The sequence below is a fragment of the Phocaeicola intestinalis genome, assembly GCF_014837065.1.
Classification (GTDB): domain Bacteria; phylum Bacteroidota; class Bacteroidia; order Bacteroidales; family Bacteroidaceae; genus Phocaeicola; species Phocaeicola intestinalis.
Genome location: NZ_JACSPP010000002.1, coordinates 76406 through 101188, shown reverse-complemented (window position 1 = coordinate 101188; position 24783 = coordinate 76406). Strand labels below are relative to the sequence as shown.

Genomic DNA, 24783 nt, shown 5'->3' with positions numbered 1-24783 from the left:
ACTTATTCGTCAAAGTTTAGCCGGAGTTGAATCCATTCTTTTTTCTCGCTGTTGCGAGAGGTAAACGAATTTTCTTTGGGATTGGATACGGAAAGTCCCAGCAGGCGCACAGGGTGAGTTTCGTAATCTACTCCATTCAGTAATTGCTTGGCGAGAGGGAGGATTTCTTTCAGGGTGCGGAGCGGTTTGTCTGTACTCAAGCTACGGGTGATTTGGGTGAAATCATGGAATTTCACCTTAAGGGTCAGGGTAGAGCCTTGGAAGTTTTTTCGTTCTAAGCGTTCGCACAGTTCGCAGGCCACGTGGTATAATTCGATGATGACCGCAGAACGTACAGATATGTCTTTTTCCAGGGTATGCTCGCACCCGATGGATTTACGGATACGGGTTGGTTCTACAGGCCGGTTGTCAATACCGCGGGCGAAATCGTAGTAAATCTGTCCAGCTTTACCGAATTGGCGCACAAGCATTTCCAGCGAACATTCGCGCAATGTCCGTCCGTTATAGATACCTAGAATATGCATTTTTTGTGCCGTGACGGGGCCTACACCCCAAAAAGCCTCAATAGGTAAGTGATCGATAAAGTCTTGTGCCTGTGCCGGATGGATGGTGCATAAGCCGTCAGGCTTGCGGAGGTCGGAAGCTACTTTGGCGAGGAATTTGTTGTAGGATATACCTGCCGAAGCTATGAGGTGCAGTTCATCGCGGATGCTTCGTTTGATTTCACGGGCTATGTCTACCGCCAGTTCCATGCCTTTCTTATTCTCGGTCACATCGAGAAAGGCTTCGTCCAGCGAGATGGGTTCGATGAGGTCGGTGTAGCGGTGGAAGATTTCGTGTATCTGTGCTGATACTTCTTTGTACACGTCCATTCTGCCTTCGATGAAATGAAGATGAGGGCAGAGTTTACGCGCTTTGACCGACGACATGGCAGAACGTACACCGTACTTGCGGGCTTCGTAGCTGGCAGCAGCCACTACGCCGCGTTTGTCGGCGTGGCCTACGGCAACGGGTTTTCCTTTCAACTCGGGATGGTCGCGTTGCTCGATAGATGCATAGAAGGCATCCATGTCAATATGGATGATTTTTCGTTCGGTTGTCATAAAGTAAGGCTTTCTTCGTGCAAATTTAATGAAAGTTTTGTACTTTTGTGCGACTTGTGGTTTTTGGAACACAAGGACGCGGAGGCGCAAAGCGTTTTCTTGAAGATTTTTTTGTGTTTTTGTGTCTCGACGCTTCTGTATTCCTTATATAAATAGGTATGATATGATGAAAGAAGAAATCAGGAAAGCATGTGAAGTGATGTATAAAGGAGGAGTGATTCTCTATCCCACTGATACGGTATGGGGCATCGGGTGTGATGCTACCAACGAGGAAGCAGTGAAACGGGTGTATGAAATCAAGCGGAGGGCAGACAGTAAGGCGATGCTTGTGCTGGTAGATAGTCCGGTGAAGGTCGACTTTTATGTACGTGAGGTTCCTCCTGTAGCATGGGATCTGATAGAGATGACCACCAAACCCTTGACCATCATTTACGATGGCGCGAGAAATTTGGCACCTAACCTGCTTGCCGAAGACGGGAGTGTAGGTATCCGTGTGACCAATGAGGCTTTTTCGAAAGAACTTTGTTTTCGTTTCCGCAAGGCTATCGTTTCCACTTCGGCAAATATCAGCGGGCAGCCGTCACCGGCAGTATTCAGCGAAATAAGTGAGGAAATCAAGCAGGCGGTGGATTATGTGGTAGACTATCGTCGGGAAGAAACCGGTCATCCCAAACCATCCAGCATCATTAAGTTGGGTAAAGGGGGCGAAGTGAAGATTATCCGTGAATGAAATGAACTCCATGCGAGGAAAGAAACGGGGGTTAACACGATGAGGCGATTTTTTATTTATGGAATGATAATTCATGAAAATCTGCATGTATCCGTGTTTCTTCCGGGTGAATTAAATAACTGAAAATAATGAGGACTTCTGAAGAGAAATGGGATGTGCTTCAGCGTTTCATCAAGTGGCGCGAGAAGCACATTAAAGACAAACAGTTCATTCTGATACTGAGCTTGCTGGTAGGTGTGTTTACGGCACTGGCAGCTTACGTGTTGAAGTTTCTGGTAGAATATATCAAAGAGTTCCTGACTGACCGTTTCGACCCGATGGGTGCCAACTGGCTGTACTTGGTATATCCGGTGGTCGGTATTTTTATTACAGGATTGTTTATCCGTAAGGTAGTGCGTGATGACATCAGTCATGGGGTGACAAAAATCTTGTATGCTATCTCGCGGAAGCAGAGTCACATCAAGCGGCATAATATGTGGTCGTCAGTGTGTGCTTCGGCAATAACCATCGGCTTCGGTGGTTCAGTGGGAGCCGAGGCACCGATTGTGTTGACTGGTTCGGCCATCGGTTCTAACTTGGGAAGCCTGTTTCGCCTGGACCATAAGACGTTAATGCTTCTGGTGGGATGCGGGGCAGCCGGGGCAGTATCTGGTATCTTCAAGGCACCCATTGCGGGGCTGGTGTTTACGCTGGAAGTGCTGATGATTGACTTGACAATGGCATCCTTGCTTCCGTTGCTTATCACTAGCGTGACAGCTGCTTCGGTGTCTTACCTGCTGACGGGTACGGAGGCGATGTTCCAGTTTCATCTGGATTATCCTTTTTCGCTGGAGCGTATTCCTTATGCCATCGGGCTGGGTATCTTCTGCGGATTGGTGGCATGGTATTTTACCCGTGCAATGAACTGGATAGAGAATATCTTTCGCCGTTATCCCAACCCGTACGTGAAGTTTGTGATAGGAGGAGCGATGTTGAGTGTTCTGATTTTCCTTTTCCCGCCGCTTTACGGTGAAGGCTACGATACTATTACACTGCTGCTGAACGGTACCAAGGAGAGCGAATGGGACACGGTAATGAATAATTCGCTTTTTTATGGCGATACGCACTTACTAATACCTTACCTGTTACTGATTATCCTGTTTAAGGTGTTTGCTTCCAGTGCTACGAACGGCGGTGGAGGCTGTGGTGGTATTTTTGCTCCGAGCCTTTTCCTAGGGTGTATTGCCGGTTTCGTTTTCTCGTACGTATGCAATGAATGTGATTTGGCTACTACTTATATTCCGGAAAAGAACTTTGCTTTAATGGGAATGGCGGGTCTGATGTCGGGCGTAATGCATGCTCCGCTGACAGGTGTTTTCCTGATTGCAGAACTGACAGGTGGTTATGCCTTGTTCTTGCCGCTGATGATTGTTTCGGTGTGTGCCTACCTTACTATTATTGTGTTCGAACCTCATAGCATCTATTCGATGCGTCTGGCGAAGAAGGGCGAACTGATAACTCATCATAAAGACAAGGCAGTGCTGACATTGATGAACATCGAGAGTATTGTGGAGAACGATTTTCTGAAAGTCCGCCCAGACATGGACTTAGGCGAGATGGTGAAAGTTATCTCTCAGTCGAAACGTAATCTGTTTCCCGTGGTTGATGTCAACGATGAATTGATAGGCATCGTGAAGCTGGACGACATACGGAACATTATCTTTCGCCAGGAGCTGTATCACCGGTATTGGGTGGAAGGCTTTATGGAAAAGCCTAAGGCACGCATCGTAAAAACCGATTCGATGGAAGAGGTGATGAAGAAATTTGATACTACGGGTGCATGGAACTTGCCGGTAGTAGATGAGGCTAACCGTTATTTGGGATTCGTGTCGAAGTCGAAAATGCTGAATACCTATCGTCAGGTGTTGGTAGACCTCTCGGCAGAATGAGAAACATAAACAAGAAAAAGATATATGGAAAAGACTGATTTACGTATCGTCTATATGGGTACTCCCGAATTTGCAGTGGAGAGCCTGAAATGTCTGGTAGAGGGCGGATACAATGTAGTAGGGGTTATCACGATGCCCGACAAGCCGGTGGGACGTCACGGAAGTGTGCTCCAGCCCAGTCCGGTAAAAGAGTATGCTGTTTCACAAGGATTAAAGGTGTTGCAGCCAGAAAAACTGAAAGACGAACATTTTCTGGAAGAACTTCGTGCCTTGCATGCTGACCTTCAAATCGTGGTGGCGTTCCGGATGTTGCCCGAAGTGGTATGGCAAATGCCCCGTTTGGGTACATTTAATCTTCATGCTTCCTTATTGCCTCAATATCGGGGAGCGGCTCCTATCAATTGGGCGGTCATCAATGGAGAGACAGAAACGGGTATCACTACCTTCTTTCTAAAGCACGAAATCGATACGGGGGAAATTATCGACCAGGTCCGTGTTCCCATAGCCGACACGGACAATGTAGGTATGGTTTATGACCGACTGATGAGGCTAGGGGGTAATCTGGTGCTGAAGACTGTCGATGCTATCCTTAATAATAGTGTGAAGACTGTTCCACAGGAAAAATTGGCAGAAGGAACCGTCCTTCATCCGGCACCAAAGATATTCAAGGAAACGTGTCGCATCGACTGGACGAAAGGCGTGAAGGCGGTATACGACTTTATCCGTGGATTGTCACCTTATCCTGCTGCGTGGACAGAACTGTGTGAACCGGATGCATTGCCTGTTACATTGAAGATATATGAGACAACCAAGGAATTTGCCAGCCATTCGCTGGTCCCTGGTACCATTGTGACCGACAGAAAGTCTTATTTCAAGGTAGCTACTACAGACGGTTACCTTCATCTCCTGTCGTTGCAGCTGGCAGGCAAGAAACGGATGGATGTTTCCGATTTTCTGCGAGGTTATCGCCATACGGACGCGGCAACGGTGAGGTAAGGGTAAAATTATAGTTTACAGCAGATGAAAGAATTTATTCTTTCAGTGCTTTCCATTCGGCACGGCTGTTTGCCCCACTGTTATAGAAAATTCTGAAACCTTTGTAACCGGAAGGGTAGAACTGGTCGATGCTTTCCAGTGTGAACGAAATCATCGATTCGGTGGAGGTGGTGGCGTAATCACCTCCGGCATCGTGTCGTAATTCTACGGGTAGCAGGCCTTCGGTATCGGGACTGCTGCCTTCTTTCACTATCAGATTGAACCGATGGTAAGTTTGTGCACTTCCTTCGTAAGTATATTGGATATTGAGGTGATTTTTGCTGAGCGATGCATTGGTGATTTGCAGCGGGTCAGTTCCAAACATGTCTACACTGTCTGCTTTTAGCATTTCGGCTCTTCGGGTTTCCACTTTATAAAGCAGGTCGACAATACGCACAGGGTAACTTTCGTGGGTGCTTCGTGGAGTGACATAGTTTAAGTAGACGAATCCTATCAGTACGCGTTGTCCGGTAGAGTCGGCGTCTATTTGGCTGATCATTTCTGGGTTTTCGGGCATCAGAGTGCCGTATCTGTCCGATTCAATGGACAGGAGTTCTCCGTTCATCATTACAGTGCCCAAGGTGGAGAATGTGCCAGCATCGCTTTGGGTCAGGTTGTCGAGGGTATCGTCCTTGGTCAGTGTACAAGAGGGAAGAGTTCCCATAAGCCCCGCAATAGTCAAGGCAACTAAAAAGTATTTTACTTTCATCATAAAATCTGTATCTTTGTCATTTTTATGAATAAATGCGAGAGGGGCATAATTACTGCATCTGCCTTTGTTAAAACAATTTAACGCACATTTTTGGAAGAGTCGATGCAGTATTTGCACAATCATTACATTTTCAATAAAAATGCAACAGAAAGCAGACATATCAGAAGAAGAACTGGTGCTTCGATGTAAGCAGAAAGATATGCAGGCACACCGTTTGCTCTACGAGCGTTATGGTGGTGCTTTGCTGGCTATTTGTCTTCGCTATACAGGAGACAAAGAGGTTGCCGAGGATATCTTGCACGATGGCTTCCTGCGCATTTTTGAATCTATAAGCCAACAGTTTACCTATCAGGGCGAAGGCTCGTTAAAGGCATGGCTTTCGCGGGTGATGGTCAATGAGGCACTTGGCTATCTGCGTAAGCGGAATGCCCAAGTACAGCAGGAAGTGTTGCTGGATGAGATTCCCGATATGCCCGATGCTGACGAAGACGATTTCAATGGCATACCTCCCTCGGTTTTGATGCAGATGGTCAAGGAATTACCTGAAGGCTACCGCACAGTGTTTAATCTTTATGTGTTCGAGGATAAGAGTCATAAGGAAATAGCTTCGATGCTGGGAATCACGGAGCATACTTCATCGTCCCAGTTCTATCGGGCAAAGAATTTGCTGATTAAAAAAATTAATAATTATAGAAAAAAGGAGTTGCAATGATGGACAAAGACAGATGGGCTGCACATTTTAAGAAAAAGATGGAGGACTATTCCGAACCTTTGCCTGAAGGGTTGTGGGAAAGACTGGAAGCAGAAATGTCATCTTCGCCGAAGGTTGTGCCGATGTGGCGGATGCGGCGTTTTGCTGTAGCTGTTGCAGCGGCGTTGGTGGTATCTGTATCGGTTCTTACTGCTTGGTTAGCAGGATTCTGGGCTGAAGAACTTGAGCAGCCCGATGCTGTGGTGGCAGAAAAGAATACCTTCCCAGTTGCTCCTGATGAAAAACCTTTGCTTCCTTCTGTATCCCGTCCTTTATCGAAGGTGGCAGTCGAAACACCTTTACTGGCTGATGCCCGAATGACACATTCGCTAAGTGAGTCGCCGGTGCAGTCTTTGTCGGAGGTGGATGATTCGGAAACGGTTGCGACGCCAGAAGGTGAGGAGAGTACACGACAAACAGGAGAAAATCTTCTCTCTGCTTCCGAATCAAAGGTGCGTAAGCATCGCCGTGCATTTGATCAGGAACAGATGCAGCGGAACCGTGAAGTGTGGGAAGGGAAAAAGGAAAATGCTGAAAACCGTCATTGGTCAATAGGGCTCAATACAGGAAATATGCCTTTCAGTTCGTCTAACTCATTCAATGGGGTCGGTCGATTGAGTTTACAGGCTGCGCAAGTTTCGGTATCGGATATGGTGATGGCTTCCGAAGATGCCGGACGTACTGCTTATAATCAGTTATTGTTTAATAATCGTGACCAGACTTCGAAGACCGAGATACATCACAAGATGCCTGTCACAGTGGGGGCATCGTTTAAATGGAATTTCTCGTCCCGATGGGCACTTGAGACAGGGTTGACTTATACGCTCCTTTCGTCCGACCTTCGTTCGGGGACGGATACCTATCTCGAAGAAGAGCAGAAGTTGCATTATATCGGCGTACCGGTGAAATTGCATCGTTCACTGTTTGACAGCCGGTGGATTTCGCTTTATGCTTCGGCAGGTGGAATGGTGGAAAAATGTGTGTCTGCCAGTCAGGATGTGGTTTATGTCAACGGAATGACTTCGCGTGAGACGGAACATCACTCGTTGCATATTAAGGAATGGCAATGGTCGGTAACGGCGGCTGCAGGTGTACAAGTGAACATCACACCGCAGATAGGATTGTATGCCGAGCCGGGTATTGCATATTATTTTGATGATGGAAGTGATGTGGAAACTATCCGGAAGGAACATCCACTTAATTTTAATCTTCAAGTGGGTTTGCGGTTCAGCTTGACGAAGTAGGTGTCATAGGAACAGTTTCTTAAAATGGGGGGTGAGTTTGTTTTGCACAATTTTTCTTAAAAACAGCAGGATATCTGAATAAATTTACGTATGTTTGTTATTCATTAATAACTAAGACGTATGAAAACAGACTTGAAAATATCTCCTTCCCTGCTTGCTGCCGATTTCAGCAATCTGGAACTAGAACTTGAGAAGGTAAATCAGAGTGATGCCGACTGGTTGCATATTGATATCATGGACGGTGTGTTTGTACCGAACATTTCTTTTGGATTTCCCGTATTGAAATATGTGGCGAAACTTTCACAGAAGCCATTGGATGTACATCTGATGATTGTGCAGCCCGAGAAGTTTCTCCGTGAAGTGAAAGAGTTGGGGACAATGATGATGAATGTGCATTACGAGGCTTGTGTGCACTTGCATCGGGTAATACAACAGATAAAAGATGCCGGTATGAAGGCTGGTGTGACACTGAATCCATCCACCCCGGTGTCAATGTTGGAAGACATTATCAATGATGTGGACATGGTACTGCTGATGAGTGTAAATCCTGGATTTGGTGGACAGAAGTTTATTGAAAATACCATAAATAAAGTACGCGCCTTACGTTCATTGATTGACCGAAAGCAGGCTGATGTGTTGATAGAAGTGGATGGAGGAGTAAACTTGGAAACAGGTGCCCGGCTGGTAGAAGCGGGAGTAGATGTGTTGGTGACAGGAAGTACGGTGTTTAAGGCACCCGATTTTGGAGAAATGGTGCATCAACTGAAATCATTGGCTCATTGATGTGCTTGACCGTTTGACTGCTTACCCGTTGTTCCGGTTGACTCTTGCTTTGGCAACCGGAATTTTTGTTTCCGGATTTTTCTTTTCGGAAATCACATGTGTGTCAGAGCTGGAGATAGCATGGGGATGTACTTTTGTAATTGCTTTGGCATGCTATCCTTTGAAAGTTTACCGGTGGCGGATGCTTTTCGGGATAGTGGTTTATGTGAATGTCGCTTTATTAGGGGCAGTCTTGTTTTTATCAGAGCGGGAGGCGATTCGTTATGCATGGGTAAAAAAACCGGTTGTTTACATCGGTACAATCATGGATGTTCCTCATCATAAGCCGAAAACCATGCAGGCAGTGGTGCAAGTAGAATGTATGAAAGTCGATTCGGCACAGTGCTGGCAGGCTGTGGACCGGAAAATTGTGTTATACTGGATGCCGGATTCTATTCAAGGTGTATTGTCATGCGGTGATCGTTTGGTCTTTCGTTCACGTATCAGTCGTCCGGTTTCGGATGTTGAACTTTCCGGTTTTGATTATGGATTGTATCTGGAGCGTCAAGGTATCGCAGGTACTGCGGTAGCCTTTGCCGGAGACTGGCAGAAACTGAAGAGCCATACAAGACTTTCTTTCCGGCAGCGTGCTCTGCTTTATCGTGAGCAGATTGTTCGTATTTTCCAGTCGTGGGGGTTGGAAGGAGAAGTTCTTGCTGTGGTTTCGGCACTTACGGTAGGGGATAAGAGCGAGTTGACACAAGAACTGAAAGATTCGTATACGGCTGCAGGAACCAGTCACATATTGGCATTGTCTGGAATGCATATTGTTCTATTGGCTTTCATTGTGTCGTGGATACTTTATCCTTTGCGATATGTGCGTGGTGGAAAATGGCTCTTAAGTATTTTGATTGTAATTTTTTTATGGAGCTTTGCTTTTCTTTCAGGTTTAAGTCCTTCGGTGATTCGTGCGGTGGTCATGTATACTTTGTGTGTGGTGGCTGCCGTATTTACAGAAAGTAGGTTCGCAGGTGTCTCATCCGTTTCGTTGGCTGCTTTTTTGATGTTGCTTTATCAGCCGATGTATCTGTTTGATGTCAGTTTTCAGTTGTCTTTTGTGGCTGTATTGTCTTTGCTGGTTATTTATCCGTTGGTGGAAAGGCTGTTGCATAGTCGTTGGTGGGTACTCAATTATCTTTGGCAATCTTTGGCAATATCGTTTGCAGCCCAGCTGGGGACACTTCCTTTTATCTTGTGTTATTTCGGTACATTTCCTACTTATTTTTTACTTGCCAATCTGGTTGTGACTCCTTTATCTGTTGTTATTTTAGCATTGACGCTAATCTGTTTGGTATGCGGAGCGATATCTTGGCTGGTGAAAGGATTGTCTTTGTCAGTGCAAGTATTGAATGGGATAATGGAGTGGGTACAGGGGTTGTCTGGGTCTCAAATTACGTCTGTTTATTTTTCTCCGTTGCAGGCGTGGCTGTTGGCTTTGTGTATAGTGGCAGCTTTATTGTATGTTTCCCGTAGGTCTGCCCGGAAACTGATTGCTGTTTTGTGTTGTTTGGATGTTTTAATGGTTACATTTCTTGTTGACCGTCTGGCTCCGACAGAGGATTATCTTTATTTTTCTCGTTCTGGCATCTATACAAAGCGCGAGCGCAATGTCGTGCAATTATTTGCAAAGAATGGTATCTGTCAAATAAAAACATTACGGGTAGCACTGGCTAATGATGCACGCTGGAAAGACAAAGAAGTAACGGAACGGCTTCCGCTTGACTATATTTATATATGTAAAGGATTTAAAGGAGATATGGAGGATTTGACTGCTCTTTTCCAGTTGAGGAAGGTTGTGTTTGATAATGCATTGAATGAATCGTATAAAAAACGATTGAGGGACGAATGTGAATCATTAGGGATAGCTTGTGTGGATATGACAGAAAAGGGTTCGTATGCTGTGTTGATAAAGTGAAGATAACTTCGTCTGGTGTAAGATTAATAATCTTCCGCTTGTAAGATTAATAATCTTACAGCCTGAAGATTATTAATCTTACAGCGGATGGACTTATATGAGTTTGCCGACGCACCTATATCCGCGGGCTTCCGCAACCGGCTGCGTCTTGCTATGAATTCTATCTTTTGTTCACGCTTTCTTTTCTTTGATGAATCCCACACAGCAAGCACCGGCAAAGAGCAATATGCCAGCCAGTACCAGCATATTTACTTCGGGAGGAACATTGCCTTCACGGGTGAATAAATGAAGTATTTGTCCTCCTGTAGCGGCTGCTACAATTTGTGGGATGCAGATGGTTCCATTGAAAAGTCCCAAATATGTTCCCATGTGGCCGCCCGATAGTGAGTTGGTCAGGATGGTGAACGGAAGAGCCAGCATGGCAGCCCAAGCGCAACCTATCAGCAGGAATGCAACAAACAGCAGGTATTGGTCGTGGATGAAGAAGGTAGACACAAAGCCGATGCCTCCCAGTACCAGACTCAAGGAATAAACTAGCTTGCGGCTCTTGAAAGAAGGCAGGATTACCGCCCATATAACCGAACCGATGGCCTGTACGGCAAATAAAATACCCACCCAGTCGCCTGCATTTTGGTATTGTTTCGATTGTGTATCGAGTACCAGCGAGGTTATTCCGTCTTTCACGATTTCGACAGAAGGTGTGTCGAATACGTTGGCGGCTACCGTTCCGTTAGTGTATGTCCACATGAACATGAATGCTGCCCAGCAGAAGAACTGTACCAGCCCTACCGTCCAGAAAGCTTTCGGTGCTTTGACCAGCAGGCGGAACACATTTGTTTTTTCTTCTTCTCCGCTAGTGGCAATGCCATGGTATTCGGCATAGAGTTGCGGTGGATATTCTTTCACTTTCACGGTGGTGTAGATAACACATAGGATTAAGATGGTGGCGCCTACGTAGAATGAGTAGATGACCGAGTCGGGGATAACACCTTTGGGAGCGATATTGCTGATGCCAAGAGTAGCGAAAATAAAGGGAAAGAGGTAGCCTGCAAGGCTTCCGGCATTGCAGAGGAAACTTTGTATGGAATAGGCAAGTCCCTTTTGTTTCTCGTTCACCATGTCACCTACCATCATTTTGAACGGTTGCATGGCGATGTTGATGGAGGTGTCGAGCAACATCAGTGAGAACAGGCCGAAAACCATAGCTGCCGATACGGTCATACCGAAGCTCCCGGCATTGGGTAGCATACACATTACCAATACGGCGATGATGGCTCCGATAAACAAATAAGGGATGCGCCTGCCGAAACGGCACCATGTACGGTCGCTGAACACTCCGATGAGCGGCTGTACGATGATTCCCATTAGGGGAGGTAGTATCCAGAAGTAACTCAGGCTGTGAGGGTCGGCACCCAGCGTGGAGAAGATGCGGCTTATGTTGGCGCTTTGCAGGGCGTAGGCTATCTGTACGCCGAAAAAGCCGAAACTGATGTTCCACAGTTTCCAGAAACTAAGGTTAGGTATTTCTTTCATGGTTTATGAGTGTTTTTATAATCTTATTGTTTCGAATAGCACGCGACTGCACGGACGAACTACAATCGTCCGTGCAGTCGCGTAATTATTTTTATCTTCCGCTTTCGTCTATCATCCGGCGTACTTTGTCATTGAAGGCATCTTGTTTAATCAGATTTTCCAGTGTGAGATGCATACGCCAACGCCAGTAGTGTTTCGGGTTGGCGGGCACGTTGATGCGTTCGATGGTTACATCGGGGTTGCGCAATTGTTCATCCATTGCCAGCCAGTCCTGCCATGTCAGGATGCAGAGCATTGATGGGCTGTATAGGTGACGGCGCACAACATCCTCGCACAGCCATCCCGGAGCATGTTCTGGCAAATCTCCCCAGTGTCCCAGTTCGTGATAGAAGAATCTGGCAGCTACGTTTCGGTCTTCTTCCCACCAACCCCGGAAGGTAGACATGTCATGTGTACCAATGGTACATACCGAGCGGAACGGATAGGAGTGTACGTGTCCGAACTCATCTTGCGGGTTTTTCGGCATGCGTTGGATTTCCAGCGAAAGGATTTGCAGTTGTTCCATTACCCAGGGTACGCAGTCGGGCACCATTCCCAAGTCTTCGCCGCATACCAGCATCGAAGTGGCTTGTGTGAGTATTGGTAGCTTTTTCATTGCCTCGTGATACCAGAATTCATTGTGGCGGCGGTAATAATAATCATTATACAATCGGTTGAAAGCATCCTGTTCCTGTCCGGTCAGTTGGCGGTAGATGTAATCGTTCTGCACAGCAATGCGTGGATGGTACATTGTGGAGTTGTCACGGTCGGGGATGAACAGAACATTGCTTACCAGTGCATACAGTCCTTCTTTCAGGTTGATACTTTCGGTGTCTGTGCGTCCGGCAAAGTATGCTTCTATTTTCCGTTGGGTGTCAAATTCGGGGCGCATCGAGTAGATGTCGTGGTGTTCATGGCGCACAAAGGTGTCGCGCACTTCCTGACTGCGTGTTCCGAACATTTCGTCCAGCATGTGGTCGTTGATGAAAGGACGGGTCATGAAATCTTTCTGGAAATGCAGTCCGTAACTTTCTATCTCTTCCACGCTCATCGGGAGCGATGGAACGAACTGTCCCAGCAGTCCATGAACAGAGTGGATAGGAATTTCCCAAATGCGGAAGAAACCCAGGATATGGTCGATGCGGTAAGCGGTGAAGTAATTTGCCATTTTACGGAAACGGCGTTGCCACCACTGGTAATTGTCTTTTTCCATTACCTTCCAATTATAGGTTGGCATGCCCCAGTTTTGTCCTTTGGTAGAAAACGCATCGGGCGGTGCACCGGCCTGTCCGTTCATGTTGAAATAATAAGGTTCTACCCATGCTTCTACGCTGGTGCGGCTGATACCGATGGGGATGTCGCCTTTGACGATGACGCCTAGTTTACGTCCGTAGTTGCAGGCATCCAGCAGTTGGACATGAAGCAGGTACTGCACGTAGCAGTGGAACATGGTTTCGGGATAGGCTTCGTTGTCAGGTGTGCACAGTTGTTCGGCTGTTTCCGGATGGTAAGTGCTGTAGTCTTGCCATTGGTGGAAGTCAGGTGTCTGGAACTTGTCGCGCAGGTAACAGAATGCTGCATACGGGCGTAGCCATTCGGCGTTCTCACGATAGAATTCGCAGAATCCGTTCGAGTTAAGTACTGTATCTTGTTCCTGTTGGAAAATAGCTTTTAGGTAAGCTCGTTTCCACTGGTTCACAGCTTCGTAGTCTACTTGTGGCAAAGCGTTCAGTTCGTTGCGCTTCTGTTCGAATGTGATGGCAGATGCCTGGTCATTCAAGGCTGGAAGTTGCCGTAAATCGACATACATCGGATGGAAAGCATAGATGGAAATGCTACTGTATGGATACGAGTCGGTCCATGTACCGGTCATTGTCGTGTCGTTGATGGGGAGAACCTGTACGGCACGCTGGTGTGTGTGTGCAGCCCAGCGGATGAAACTTTTCAGGTCACCAAAGTCGCCCACGCCATAGCTGCCTTCAGAGCGGAGCGAGAATACAGGAATGGCACATCCGGCTATCTTGTAGCTTTCGCTGGCGAAGAATACTTCTTCTTCGGGAGTGACATAGGTCTCACCAGGCTGAAGCGACGGAGGTGTGATACTGCGGTTTTCGTGTGCTTCCCATTCGGTTATGCTACCGTCTTCAGGAGAGAGGGTGACATACTTATATGTGAAGTCAGGGGGCAATATGGTAGCATCTATTGCTACTTGCCATTCATTAGGCTTTACTTCGTGCATGCGGAGGGGAGCTGTTTCGCCCCAGTTGCCTAATGTCTTGCAGTTACCGGTGATGCCTAATATGCGCGTGCTTTTCCCATTCGACGGGCATAAGGCACGGATGACGATGGCTGTATCGTTTCCGGGTGTCGGGAGTGTTTCGATGCGTTGTGAAACATTTTCACCACAAAATGCAGAACTGAACCGATAAGAAGCGGCAGGCAGGTCTCGCCACGTATCTTGCACCAGATAATGACGTTCTTGTGTGTCGGTTATATATAAAATGTGTGGCAGGATACCCCATTCACGTCGGATGCGGCAGTTGTCTTGCCATACTTCATAACGGTAAGTGACGAGTGGGACGGGTGTATCGGGCAGGTAATCGGTTTGTCCTTGCCAACAATAACCGTCTACAGTGGTCAGTTCTACAGTGGTCTTTTCGTCTATAAGAACGCGGAGGTTTTCACCCCAGTTCGTGTGATACTGAATTCGAAAAATAATTGTCATACGTTATCTTGGTATTAGAGTGATTTAAGAATTATCTCACAAAGATAGGGAGACTGGACGGAAACCACCCTTCGAATAATGAAAATATAAATTAAATTAAGTGGAAATAGCGGTCTCAGATATTTGTAGACGCGATTTTGGATAATAAAAATATAAAAAAGCTGTAGTTGCTTTTCCTGTTTTAGCAAGGTAAGTTTTAGTGGTTTTTTTTGTTTGTATCGGGAGAAAACCGGTATGAAATAAAAGTGAATGCTTCTATAAATACCTCATGCGGAATGATGAAAATGCCTAATAATCAACTTGATAAAACTACGTTAAAGTTCTATATTTTTTCTATCGGTTTTTCTCATGTAATGAAAAGGTGTATCTTTAGCTACAAATTCATTATCTAACTTAATAAAAATAATCCATGAGGTTAAGACACTTGCTGATTTTGCCGGTATTGGCGGCTATGGGTTGCCAGTTCGTAAAAAACGATTATGAATCGTTTGCTGATTATCCGGTCGTGAAAGGTGACTGGGAAGAGATGGTTTATTCACCGCAGGAAACCCGGTTTGCACTGTGGGCGCCTACAGCAGAAGAAGTGAACCTGAAGCTGTATGCGGAAGGTCAGGGAGGGCAGCCTACGCGTACGGTGGCGATGAAGGCAGCCGAAAATGGTTTATGGCGTGCCGAGGTATCTGAAGACTTGGACGGTCAGTTTTATACGTTCGATGTAAAGGTAAAAGGGGTATGGTTGGGCGATACGCCGGGAGTATGGGCGAAGGCAGTTGGCGTGAATGGAGACCGGGCTGCTGTCATCGATCTGAATGCGACTGACCCTGAAGGTTGGGACAAAGACGTGCGTCCCGAACTGAAAAGCTTTGCCGACATAGTTCTTTATGAGATGCATCACCGGGATTTTTCCATCGATTCTTTATCGGGAATCGACCACCGAGGCAAGTTTTTGGCTCTGACGGAGAATGGGACAAAAACGGCTCGCGGGCAGAAAACAGGCATCGACCATCTGAAAGAGCTGGGTGTAACACATGTTCATATTTTGCCTTCGTTTGATTATTCATCAGTGGATGAAACGAAGCTGGATACTCCTCAGTACAATTGGGGATATGACCCGAAGAATTATAATGTGCCAGATGGTTCTTATTCGACCGACCCGTATGCTCCGGAGGTTCGTATCCGTGAATTTAAACAAATGGTGATGGCGCTGCATCAGGCAGGTATCCGTGTGGTGATGGATGTGGTGTATAATCATACGGCAGTGACCGAAGGGAGCAATTTCGAGCGTACCGTTCCCGGTTATTTTTATCGTCAGACACCGGAAGGGAACTTTGCCAATGCTTCGGGGTGTGGTAATGAGACAGCGTCTGAGCGTGCCATGGTGCGTAAATATATGGTGGAAAGTGTGAAATACTGGGTGAACGAATATCATGTCGATGGTTTCCGCTTCGACCTGATGGGCATTCACGATTTGGAAACCATGCGTGCCATTCGTAAAGCTGTAGACGAAATAGACCCTACTATTTATATATATGGAGAAGGTTGGGCTGCAGGTGCGCCTCAATTGCCGATGGATTCGTTGGCGATGAAAAACAATATTGACCGCTTGTCCCGCATCGCCGCATTTAGCGATGAGTTCCGTGATAGCCTGCGCGGACCTTTCGGCAATGATGCCCAAGGTGCTTTCCTTGCCGGATTGAAAGGGCATGAGGCTGGTATTCGTTTCGGTATTGCAGGCGGTATCGAGCATCCGCAAGTCAATGGCGAAGGGGCTCATAAAGTGCCTAAATTCTGGGCATTACAGCCTACACAATTTATCAGTTATGTAAGTTGTCACGATGATATGTGCTTGGCAGACAGGCTGAAGGCTACTATGCCACAGGCTTCGGTAAATGTGCGTAAAGATTTGCATAAGTTGGCATTGACAGCTGTATTGACTTCTCAAGGCGTGCCGTTTATCTTTGCGGGCGATGAAGTGATGCGCGACAAGCAGGGTGTTCATAATTCATTCAATAGTCCGGATGAAATCAATGCCATTCATTGGGAACTTAAAAAACAAAACCGGGACTTGTTCGATTATGTAAGCGGACTTATCGCAATGCGGCGTGCTCATCCGGCTTTCCGTATGGGGGATGCCGATTCGGTACGTAAATATCTGGAGTTCTTACCTGCAACTGAAGATAATGTGGTTGCGTTCCGCTTGAAAGGACAGCCTAATGGAGATGCGTGGACGGATATAACGGTGATACTGAATGCGCGCGACCATGCTACGTCTGTAGAATTGCCGGCAGGCGTTTGGCAGGTAGTATGCCGTGACGGACGGATTGCTCCGGATGCCGGATTGGGCACGTTGCAAGGAGGAAAGGTGAGTGTGGGCGCACGTTCGGCGTTGATTCTGCATCGTTGATAATGTTTTATTTTAGGAAAGGCTGACTCATAAAGAAGAGCCAGCCTTTTCTAAAAGTAAAATACTCTGAGGGGATTTTCAGCTTGATAAAACAGTATTTCTTTATATAAGGATTTGTATGATGAAAATAGACCATATTGCTTTGTATGTTAATGAATTGGAAGAAGTGAAGGCGTTTTTTGTCCGCTTCTTCGGGGCGGTTTCCAATGAGATGTATCATAATCCGCGGACAGGGTTACGTACGTATATCTTGTCGTTTGGTGATGGGGCAAGGCTGGAAATCATGTCTCGTCCCGATATGAAAGATGAGGCGAAAGATATGTTCCGCACCGGGTACATTCATTTGTCTTTCGCTGTGGGTAGCCAATCGGAGGTAGATCGGTTGACCGGACTTCTTTATGACAATGGTTATCGGGTGGTAAGCGGTCCGCGTATTACAGGTGACGGCTATTATGAGAGTTGTATTGAGGGACCGGAAGGCAATCTGATTGAGATAACCGAATGAATTTTTGGCTTGGGGAATCCTGATATTTTCAATTTATCCCTATCTTTGTACCCTCAATTTCAAATAATATAGGTATGTTATCTAAAATCATTCTTCAAGCCAATATCGATAAGGTAGCCAAGTGTTTCGAGGCTGCTGAAAAAATAGTGATTGTTTCCCATGTGTCGCCCGATGGGGATGCTATCGGTTCTTCACTGGGATTGCTTCATTTTCTGGAGACACAAGGGAAGGAGGTTCGGGTCATTGTGCCGAATGCATTTCCGGATTTTCTGAGATGGATGCCGGGAGCCAAGGACGTACTCCGTTATGATAAATATGCTGAATTTGCCGACAAGTTGGTTGCCGAAGCGGATGTGGTTTGTTGTCTGGATTTCAATGCTCTTTCGCGTATTGATGCATTAGCAAGTCCGGTGGCGGCAGCGCAAGGGAAGAAAATTCTGATAGACCATCATTTGAATCCGGAGACCTTTTGCCAAATTGTCATTTCACATCCCGAAATCTCTTCTACTTCTGAACTGGTGTTCCGCCTGATTTGCCGGATGGGCTGTTTTGAAGACATTACCAAGGAATGTGCCGAATGTATCTACACGGGGATGATGACCGACACGGGCGGTTTCACATACAATTCAAATAATCAGGAAATCTATTTTATCATCAGCGAGTTGCTTTCGAAAGGCATTGATAAGGATGAAATCTACCGCAAGGTGTTCAACACTTATTCTGAAGACCGCTTGCGGCTGATGGGTTATGTGCTGTATGACAAGATGCAGGTGTTTCCTCAGTTCCGTTCTGCCCTGATAACACTGACCAAGGGCGAGCAGGGCAAATTTCATTATGTGAAGGGGGATACGGAAGGATTCGTCAATATTCCGTTACAGATAAAGAATATTTGTTTTTCGGCTTTCCTCCGTGAGGATACTGAAAAAGATATGATTAAGATTTCGCTCCGTTCGGTAGGGAATTTCCCTTGTAATAAGGTGGCGGCCGAGTTTTTCAATGGAGGGGGACACCTGAATGCTTCCGGTGGTGAGTTTTATGGCACGATGGCAGATGCTGTCCAACTTTTCAAGCAGGCATTGGTGAAATATGAAGATTTGTTGCTGAAGAATTGAATTTGTGTTATATTTGTACCGTATAACATTAAATAAGAGCAGCTATATGAACAAACGGCATTACCTGATGGCGGCAATGTGTCTGATGACGCTTGCTGCATGTACCCAAAAGACTGAATTGCCCGAAGACCCGAAAGACAAGGAAGAATATCGTGACAGCCAAGGCAACAGTTGGATATACAACGCGATGCTGATGCGCTGGGCATTAATGCCTTCGGCGATGAACGGGTTGACAACGACACATTATTATTATCCGAACACGGGTTCGTGGACAGACGCTAATGGTACGCGGGTCAATGCACCTTCGGGAGTGAAAGTAAGCTCTCCTGCTGGAAGCAAGTCGAAATCGAGCGGCCGTGTGTTCGGTTCGTCACACCGTTCTTCGGGTGTTCATGCATAAAGATGAGGCTATATGGAAAGGAAATATGTTACCCCCCGGGCAGATTATCGTGAAAAGATAGAAGCATTGGGATTTGATTTCCACGGCGATTATTGGCGTGAGGAGGCTTATTACCAATTTACATCGGACGAAATCGGCCGGCTGGAGGAAGCTACAGCAGAAGCTTATCGTATGTATTGTGAGGCAGCAGGATACATCATTGAAAAAGAACCGGAATGGATGGAGCGTTTCTTGCAGCTTCCGCCGGAGATTTGTCAACGTATCCGGGAGTCGTGGAATGCGGATGAACTGAGCTTATATGGACGTTTCGACTTTATGCTGGATGAAAAGGGGACACCACGTATATTGGAATTCAACGCTGATACACCTACTTCGTTGCTGGAGGCTTCCGTGATCCAGTGGCAATGGAAAGAAGATGTTTTTCCGGATTGCGACCAATACAATGGCATTCACGAAGGTCTGGTACAGTCGTGGAAAGATATTTTCGCATCAGGAAGCAACTTGCATTTTGCCGGTGTGCTCGACAATCATGAAGATTCGGGGACACTGCAATACTTGGCAAGTACGGCTATGGAGGCTGGCTATTCTACCCGTGTGCTTGATATCAATGATATGGATTTGCAGGACGGTTGTTTTTATGACCCGAGTGGGGAACGCATTGAGCATTGCTTCAAGTTATACCCATGGGAGTGGATGGCAGATGAAAGTCCGGACGGGTGTCTGGCTTCGTTGACATGGCTGGAGCCGATATGGAAACTGGTGATGTCGAACAAAGCCATTCTGACAAAAATATTCGAGTTGTTTCCCGATTCGCCTTATGTATTACCTTGTTTTCTTTCACGTCCCCAGGAGGGGGTGTATTGTAAGAAACCGGTCTTTTCGCGCGAGGGGCATAATGTAAGCGTGGTTGAGATACGGAACTGGGAGGAGCGTCCTTTGCTTCGCGAGACAGAGGGTGATTATAATCAGGGTGCGTATGTTTATCAGGGATATGTAAGGCCTACGGTATATGGCGGGCGCTATCCGGTAATCGGCTCGTGGATTGTGGGTGGAGAGCCGGCAGGTATCGGCATCCGTGAAAACCGTATGGAGATAACCGATAACCTGTCGGAGTTCGTGCCACATGTAATAGTTAATAATTAATAGGCCAACTTCTGGTTGGCTTTATTAGAAACTGTTTCTTAATTATTGTTATTTCATCCCTCTTGCCTTGTAGATGCGTTCCTTGGCATTATTGATGTTCTGGAATTTTTCTTCGGCAGCTTTACGAATGTCTTCGCCAAGGGTAGCTACACGGTCGGGATGATGCTTCAAGGCAAGACGGCGGTAGGCGGTACGCACTTCGTCATCAGTTGCCGAGGGGTCGATTTCCAATACCTTGTAGGCATCGGCCAACGAGTCACCTCCCAGGTTTAACATCGATTCTACTTCCTTTTCTGAGAGTTGCATGGCTTGTGCCACTTCTTTCAGGGCTTCAATTTCTTTTTCACATACTTTACCGTCGCTCTGTGAAATCTTCACCAGAAAGTCCAGCAGTTGCAGGCGTTCTCCATAGGAGAGATTGGCAGCGATTTGTGCGCCACATTCGTGTATGGTATTGCGGAAGGCATACGGGTTTGTAGCGTCCATCCGTTTTTGCTCCTCGAAGAGGTTAAGTAGGATTTGTTGTCCTTCGTTTACAGCTTCTTCACCGAAATTGGTACGCAGGAAGCGGCGTACGAATTCCATTTCGCTATGCATGATTCTTCCGTCTGCGCGGATGATGTACGAGGCCATGACAAGCATAGAGAATAAGAAGCTGTTCCGTTGTCCGGTATTGGTTTGTGTATCACCGTTTGTCGTGTCAAAAGAGTTTTGAGCCTCGGTCGCCTTGTCAAATAGGGAGCCCAGCACGTATCCAGCCAAAGCTCCGAGCGGTCCTCCCATGGCGATGAATCCCATGATGCCGCCAATCCATTTTCCTAATTTCATAGTCGTGTTGTTTTTATGCCGAAAGCAAAAGACGCAAAAAGCACAGAGAGTCATTTATTGTTTGTTTGTGTATGCATCTCCGTGTTTTTTGCGTCTTTGTGTGTTTTCGGGAAATTACTTTTGTTGGGGTTGTGTATAGATAATGTTCATTTGAATTTTCTGGTCTTCATCGGTCGATTCGTTGAGGTCTTTTCCTCCTATCAGCATGGCCGAATTGACGCTCAAGTCATTGTCTACACCAATGACATTGCTATTGGCATCGGTTTCCGTACTTACTGGTATCAGTAATACTTTGTCCCAGTCCGGGTTATCGGCTTTCCACTGTTCCCATTCGGTTTCACCTTTTTCTATTTCCGGTCTGATTTCGCTGAAGATATTCGCTATCAACCGGTTCAGTTGTGAGAAAGAGTAAGCATTGTTTGTACTGCTATATGTGGAAAGGAACGATGTACGATTGTCATTTACTTCGTTGTTTTCGAAGAAGCTTTTCATGTCTTTTGCCCTTATCATCAGCAGGGTGGTCGGGGTTCCCATTTTATATGGACTGCTGCTCTGGTCTCTCATTTTCTCGAACGAGAGTGAAATAGAATTCAATGTATCGCTCTTGTGATCTTCGTAGATTGTTTCCAGAGGAAGTGTTACTTTGGTGCATAGCCCGGCAGGTGTCTTCAGATACGTGCGTGTAGGGTCTTCCACCAGATTTTGCAGTCCTGAGTTTTGGAAACGGGTAGACATGAAGACTTCCTTTGTTGCCGTCATCGGCACAACGCCCGTATATAAAGAGTCGGCGGTATCGGCCGAGTTCCTGCCTAGATAAGAAACCGTCAGGTGCAGGTAAATATCTGAAATATAAAGGACGGAACCTTCACCGTTTGTTACGTGTACATAAAATCCTTTCAAGACGTTGTTGATAAAAGATTCTGCATCTTTGAAATAAGGATGTACGGTAACGCCGTTTTCTTCTACGCTATAGTCGTATTTGCTTTTGAAATTGTCACAGAATGCTTTTCCCAAGTCAATGGACACATGCGGATAATAGTCGCTGGTGTTGTAAAGTGAGTCACTGACGGTTTTGTCGTATGCTGTATAATCTTTCGTAGCTAACGGAAGACTCTGCGGGTTATAGAAACGTGTGGGATCCAGGTTGGTATAATAGAGGTTCTTGTCCAGTCCGTTGTCTTGAATGGCTGTGGTAAGGGTGTCGACCTGTACACGTAAGGTAGCCAGAGAATCACCGAAATAGCTGGTGTAGTAAAGTCCCAGCGTTGCTTCGTCGATGCTTTGCAGGCGGTCGGGAAGCTGGAAGTTTTCGGGACAGTTTATCTGTACGAGGAAGTCGGACGTAAATGTGCCATATCCTTCATCGGTAAACTTGCCCAGATAGGCTGTATTTGAACGGGAATAGACCGAGTCCAGCAAATACGATTCTGTAGATACTGTATATGAATCGGATTTGGCAAGGATAAAGTCTTCATCAGCGACAAATTGTCCGATTCCCGTTGTTTCATCATCACAGCTGTAGAGTGTAGCGGCTGTCAGTAGTCCTATTGCCGCCCAGAACTTAAGTTTCATTGTTTTCTGATTAATTGTTATAAGTTCGTCTTATTCGGCGTCGCCAAGCACCTTTTTATAGAGTGCATCGCAGGCGTCTGCATACGTATTTTCATCGGCTTGGTAATCTATGGTAGGAAGATTCAAGCTGCGTGCGTAATCCATGATGGCAGGGTTTACCTTTTCGCTGTTTTGCACTACGCCGTCCGAATAAGTGATAGCAAGTTTGCATAACTCTTCATAATCGACAGGATTTTGTACCATCTTAACATCATCGGGAGTGATTTCTCTGTAGATTACTTGTTTGGTGAAGTCCGGGTTCAGGTTTGACTGGAATCCGTTGTCGTACACCGAGAATACCACTTTTGAATCTCTAAAGGAAGGCTCGTCGTAGTATGCTTTTTTGATGAAGAGCGGAACCACGGCGCTCATCCATCCGTGACAATGGATGATGTCGGGACACCAGCGTAATTTTTTTACGGTTTCCAATACACCCCGGGCATAGAAGATGGCTCGTTCGCCATTGTCTTCATATTCTTTTCCTTCTTCATCGGTTGTCATCAGCCGGTGTTGGAAATAGTCGTCATTGTCGATGAAATAGACCTGGCGGCGTGCAGCTTGTATAGAAGCTACTTTGATGATTAAAGGATGGTCTGTATCATCGATGATAATGTTCATGCCGGACAGGCGTATGACTTCATGCAGTTGGTTACGCCGTTCGTTGACATTGCCCCATTTGGGCATGAATGTCCGGATTTCCCAGCCTTTGTCTTGAATAGCTTGGGGAAGATTCTGACCGATTAACGATAGTTCACTTTCGGGTACGTAAGGAGTAATTTCTTGTGTAATGAATAATACTTTTTTTGCACTCATGTTTCTACTATTGCTCATAAAGGTTGTGCAAAGGTACAAAAAAATCAGACCACTTTGTTAATTTGTGCACGTTATTTACCTTATAGTTTGTTAATCTGTCTGTGGATGGTGCTTTTTTGTAAAAACTGCTTTATTATTTGGTAAAAATGTGGTTACTTTGCACCTGTTTTTAGAAAAACATTGGGTTTAATTATCAGAAAAATGGAATTAATTCAAACTATTCATGAGCTTCGTGCGAAGTTGGATGTACTTCGGGGCGAAGGGAAAACCATTGGTCTGGTTCCCACAATGGGAGCTTTGCATGCCGGTCACGCTTCATTGGTGAAACGCGCCGTTGCCGAGAATGATGTAGTGGTGGTCAGCGATTTTGTCAATCCCACCCAGTTTAATGATAAGAATGATTTGGCGAAGTATCCGCGTACGCTGGATGCCGATTGCCGGCTTTTGGAAGCGTGTGGCGTCACGTTCGTATTCGCACCTTCGGTAGAAGAGATTTATCCCGAACCGGACACACGTACGTTCAGTTATGCTCCGCTGGATACGGTGATGGAGGGCAAATATCGTCCGGGACATTTTAACGGTGTATGCCAGATTGTGAGCAAGCTTTTCCTGATTGTAGAGCCTACGCGTGCCTATTTTGGTGAAAAAGATTTCCAGCAGCTTGCCATCATCCGTGAAATGGTACGTAAGTATCCTTTTTCGTTGCAGATTGTGGGTTGTCCCATCGTACGTGAGGCCGATGGGCTGGCATTGAGCAGTCGTAATGCCCGTTTGAGTGGAGAACAGCGTATGCAGGCTTTGCAGATATCGAAAACCCTGTTTGCCAGTGTAGATTATGCCAAGGTGCATTCGCTGGCAGAAACAAAAGCATTTGTGGAAAAGGGTATTGAAGATGCTGAAGGGTTGCGTCTGGAATATTTCGAAATTGTAGACGGGAATACCTTGCAGCCTGTAAGTTCGTGGGACGAAAGCGGCTACATTGTAGGTTGTATTACTGTATTCTGTGGGGATGTACGTTTGATAGATAACATTAAATATAAGGAGTGAGCGTGTGATGATGATACAAGTACTGAAGTCGAAGATTCACTGTGTAAGTGTTACCGAGGCAAATCTGAATTACATGGGCAGTATTACGGTAGATGAGGATTTGCTGGATGCCGCCAATATGATAGCCGGCGAAAAGGTGCAGATTGTGGATAATAATAACGGCGAGCGTTTCGAGACTTATATAATAAAAGGTGAGCGCGGATCTGGGTGCATTTGTCTGAATGGTGCAGCCGCCCGCAAAGTCCAGGTAGGCGATACCGTGATTATCATGTCGTATGCATTGATGGATTTTGAAGAAGCCAAACACTTCAAGCCCTCAGTGATTTTCCCCGATACGGTGACGAACAAGCTTGTTTGACAATTAACAATTAATAATTAATAAT

At 46.1% G+C, this 24783-nt stretch carries 21 protein-coding genes; 14 read left to right on the top strand and 7 right to left on the bottom strand.

Translation table 11 applies throughout. The features are described from left to right. Positions 1–2: 2 nt before the first annotated feature. Positions 3–1103 carry a DNA polymerase IV gene (gene dinB, locus H9625_RS01065; RefSeq protein WP_022038959.1) on the bottom strand — a complete coding sequence of 367 codons (1101 nt, stop codon included), beginning with the start codon at positions 1101–1103 and terminating at the stop codon, positions 3–5. Between the two features lie 166 nt (positions 1104–1269). On the opposite strand from dinB, the gene H9625_RS01060 reads away from it, so the two are divergent. The 3 genes from H9625_RS01060 to fmt all read left to right on the top strand — a co-directional run bounded on the left by H9625_RS01060 (position 1270) and on the right by fmt (position 4757). Then, positions 1270–1833, top strand: coding sequence for an L-threonylcarbamoyladenylate synthase (locus H9625_RS01060; RefSeq protein WP_164470539.1), 564 nt, complete (start codon positions 1270–1272; stop codon positions 1831–1833). A gap of 128 nt (positions 1834–1961) precedes the next feature. Continuing rightward, positions 1962–3761, top strand: a complete 1800-nt coding sequence (locus tag H9625_RS01055; RefSeq protein ID WP_022038957.1) for a chloride channel protein — start codon at positions 1962–1964, stop codon at positions 3759–3761. A gap of 24 nt (positions 3762–3785) precedes the next feature. Further along, the gene (gene fmt, locus H9625_RS01050) at positions 3786–4757 is read left to right on the top strand and encodes a methionyl-tRNA formyltransferase (protein ID WP_022038956.1); all 972 of its coding nucleotides are present in this window, start codon (positions 3786–3788) and stop codon (positions 4755–4757) included. Positions 4758–4791: 34 nt separating this feature from the next. Here the strand turns inward: fmt and H9625_RS01045 are convergent, their stop codons facing one another. After that, positions 4792–5508, bottom strand: coding sequence for a NigD1/NigD2 family lipoprotein (locus H9625_RS01045; protein WP_158100100.1), 717 nt, complete (start codon positions 5506–5508; stop codon positions 4792–4794). A 157-nt stretch (positions 5509–5665) separates the two neighbouring features. On the opposite strand from H9625_RS01045, the gene H9625_RS01040 reads away from it, so the two are divergent. The 4 genes from H9625_RS01040 to H9625_RS01025 all read left to right on the top strand — a co-directional run bounded on the left by H9625_RS01040 (position 5666) and on the right by H9625_RS01025 (position 10240). Beyond that, complete coding sequence (locus tag H9625_RS01040) at positions 5666–6220, top strand: RNA polymerase sigma factor (RefSeq protein ID WP_191762787.1); 555 nt, start codon at positions 5666–5668, stop codon at positions 6218–6220. Then, the gene (locus tag H9625_RS01035) at positions 6217–7503 is read left to right on the top strand and encodes an outer membrane beta-barrel protein (protein ID WP_087406212.1); all 1287 of its coding nucleotides are present in this window, start codon (positions 6217–6219) and stop codon (positions 7501–7503) included. The genes H9625_RS01040 and H9625_RS01035 overlap by 4 nt, the downstream gene beginning before the upstream one ends. A 120-nt stretch (positions 7504–7623) precedes the next feature. Continuing rightward, positions 7624–8286 carry a ribulose-phosphate 3-epimerase gene (gene rpe / locus H9625_RS01030; RefSeq protein WP_087211302.1) on the top strand — a complete coding sequence of 221 codons (663 nt, stop codon included), beginning with the start codon at positions 7624–7626 and terminating at the stop codon, positions 8284–8286. Between the two features lie 100 nt (positions 8287–8386). Continuing rightward, entirely contained in the window at positions 8387–10240 is a 1854-nt protein-coding gene (locus H9625_RS01025) for a ComEC/Rec2 family competence protein (RefSeq protein WP_317173057.1), read from the top strand. A gap of 171 nt (positions 10241–10411) precedes the next feature. Here H9625_RS01025 and H9625_RS01020 read toward each other — a convergent pair whose 3' ends face one another. Continuing rightward, the gene (locus H9625_RS01020; protein ID WP_087211308.1) at positions 10412–11773 is read right to left on the bottom strand and encodes an MFS transporter; all 1362 of its coding nucleotides are present in this window, start codon (positions 11771–11773) and stop codon (positions 10412–10414) included. Between the two features lie 91 nt (positions 11774–11864). Beyond that, a complete protein-coding gene (locus H9625_RS01015) occupies positions 11865–14537 on the bottom strand; it encodes a 4-alpha-glucanotransferase (RefSeq protein ID WP_022038949.1) in 2673 nt (890 codons plus the stop codon). A 409-nt stretch (positions 14538–14946) separates the two neighbouring features. Between H9625_RS01015 and pulA the strand changes: the two genes are divergently transcribed. The 5 genes from pulA to H9625_RS00990 all read left to right on the top strand — a co-directional run bounded on the left by pulA (position 14947) and on the right by H9625_RS00990 (position 20101). Further along, a complete protein-coding gene (pulA, locus tag H9625_RS01010; RefSeq protein WP_191762760.1) occupies positions 14947–16941 on the top strand; it encodes a type I pullulanase in 1995 nt (664 codons plus the stop codon). Between the two features lie 121 nt (positions 16942–17062). Then, positions 17063–17446: a VOC family protein gene (locus H9625_RS01005; RefSeq protein WP_022038947.1), complete on the top strand. Its 384-nt coding sequence runs from the start codon at positions 17063–17065 to the stop codon at positions 17444–17446. A gap of 74 nt (positions 17447–17520) precedes the next feature. Next, positions 17521–18558: a DHH family phosphoesterase gene (locus H9625_RS01000; RefSeq protein WP_022038946.1), complete on the top strand. Its 1038-nt coding sequence runs from the start codon at positions 17521–17523 to the stop codon at positions 18556–18558. A 46-nt stretch (positions 18559–18604) separates the two neighbouring features. Then, the gene (locus H9625_RS00995; RefSeq protein WP_022038945.1) at positions 18605–18958 is read left to right on the top strand and encodes a hypothetical protein; all 354 of its coding nucleotides are present in this window, start codon (positions 18605–18607) and stop codon (positions 18956–18958) included. Between the two features lie 12 nt (positions 18959–18970). Continuing rightward, the gene (locus H9625_RS00990; RefSeq protein ID WP_022038944.1) at positions 18971–20101 is read left to right on the top strand and encodes a glutathionylspermidine synthase family protein; all 1131 of its coding nucleotides are present in this window, start codon (positions 18971–18973) and stop codon (positions 20099–20101) included. 48 nt (positions 20102–20149) lie between these two features. Here the strand turns inward: H9625_RS00990 and H9625_RS00985 are convergent, their stop codons facing one another. The 3 genes from H9625_RS00985 to H9625_RS00975 all read right to left on the bottom strand — a co-directional run bounded on the left by H9625_RS00985 (position 20150) and on the right by H9625_RS00975 (position 23353). Then, positions 20150–20929 carry a DnaJ domain-containing protein gene (locus H9625_RS00985; protein ID WP_087211322.1) on the bottom strand — a complete coding sequence of 260 codons (780 nt, stop codon included), beginning with the start codon at positions 20927–20929 and terminating at the stop codon, positions 20150–20152. 114 nt (positions 20930–21043) lie between these two features. Continuing rightward, complete coding sequence (locus tag H9625_RS00980; protein ID WP_087211325.1) at positions 21044–22501, bottom strand: DUF4270 domain-containing protein; 1458 nt, start codon at positions 22499–22501, stop codon at positions 21044–21046. Between the two features lie 30 nt (positions 22502–22531). Further along, positions 22532–23353: a glycogen/starch synthase gene (locus tag H9625_RS00975; protein ID WP_087247422.1), complete on the bottom strand. Its 822-nt coding sequence runs from the start codon at positions 23351–23353 to the stop codon at positions 22532–22534. A 201-nt stretch (positions 23354–23554) separates the two neighbouring features. On the opposite strand from H9625_RS00975, the gene panC reads away from it, so the two are divergent. Together panC and panD are read left to right on the top strand one after the other, a co-directional pair. Continuing rightward, positions 23555–24400 (top strand): pantoate--beta-alanine ligase, encoded by an 846-nt coding sequence (panC, locus tag H9625_RS00970; protein ID WP_022038940.1) that lies wholly within the window; start codon positions 23555–23557, stop codon positions 24398–24400. A 7-nt stretch (positions 24401–24407) separates the two neighbouring features. Beyond that, positions 24408–24758, top strand: coding sequence for an aspartate 1-decarboxylase (gene panD / locus H9625_RS00965; RefSeq protein ID WP_022038939.1), 351 nt, complete (start codon positions 24408–24410; stop codon positions 24756–24758). The last annotated feature ends 25 nt before the right edge of the window (positions 24759–24783 follow it).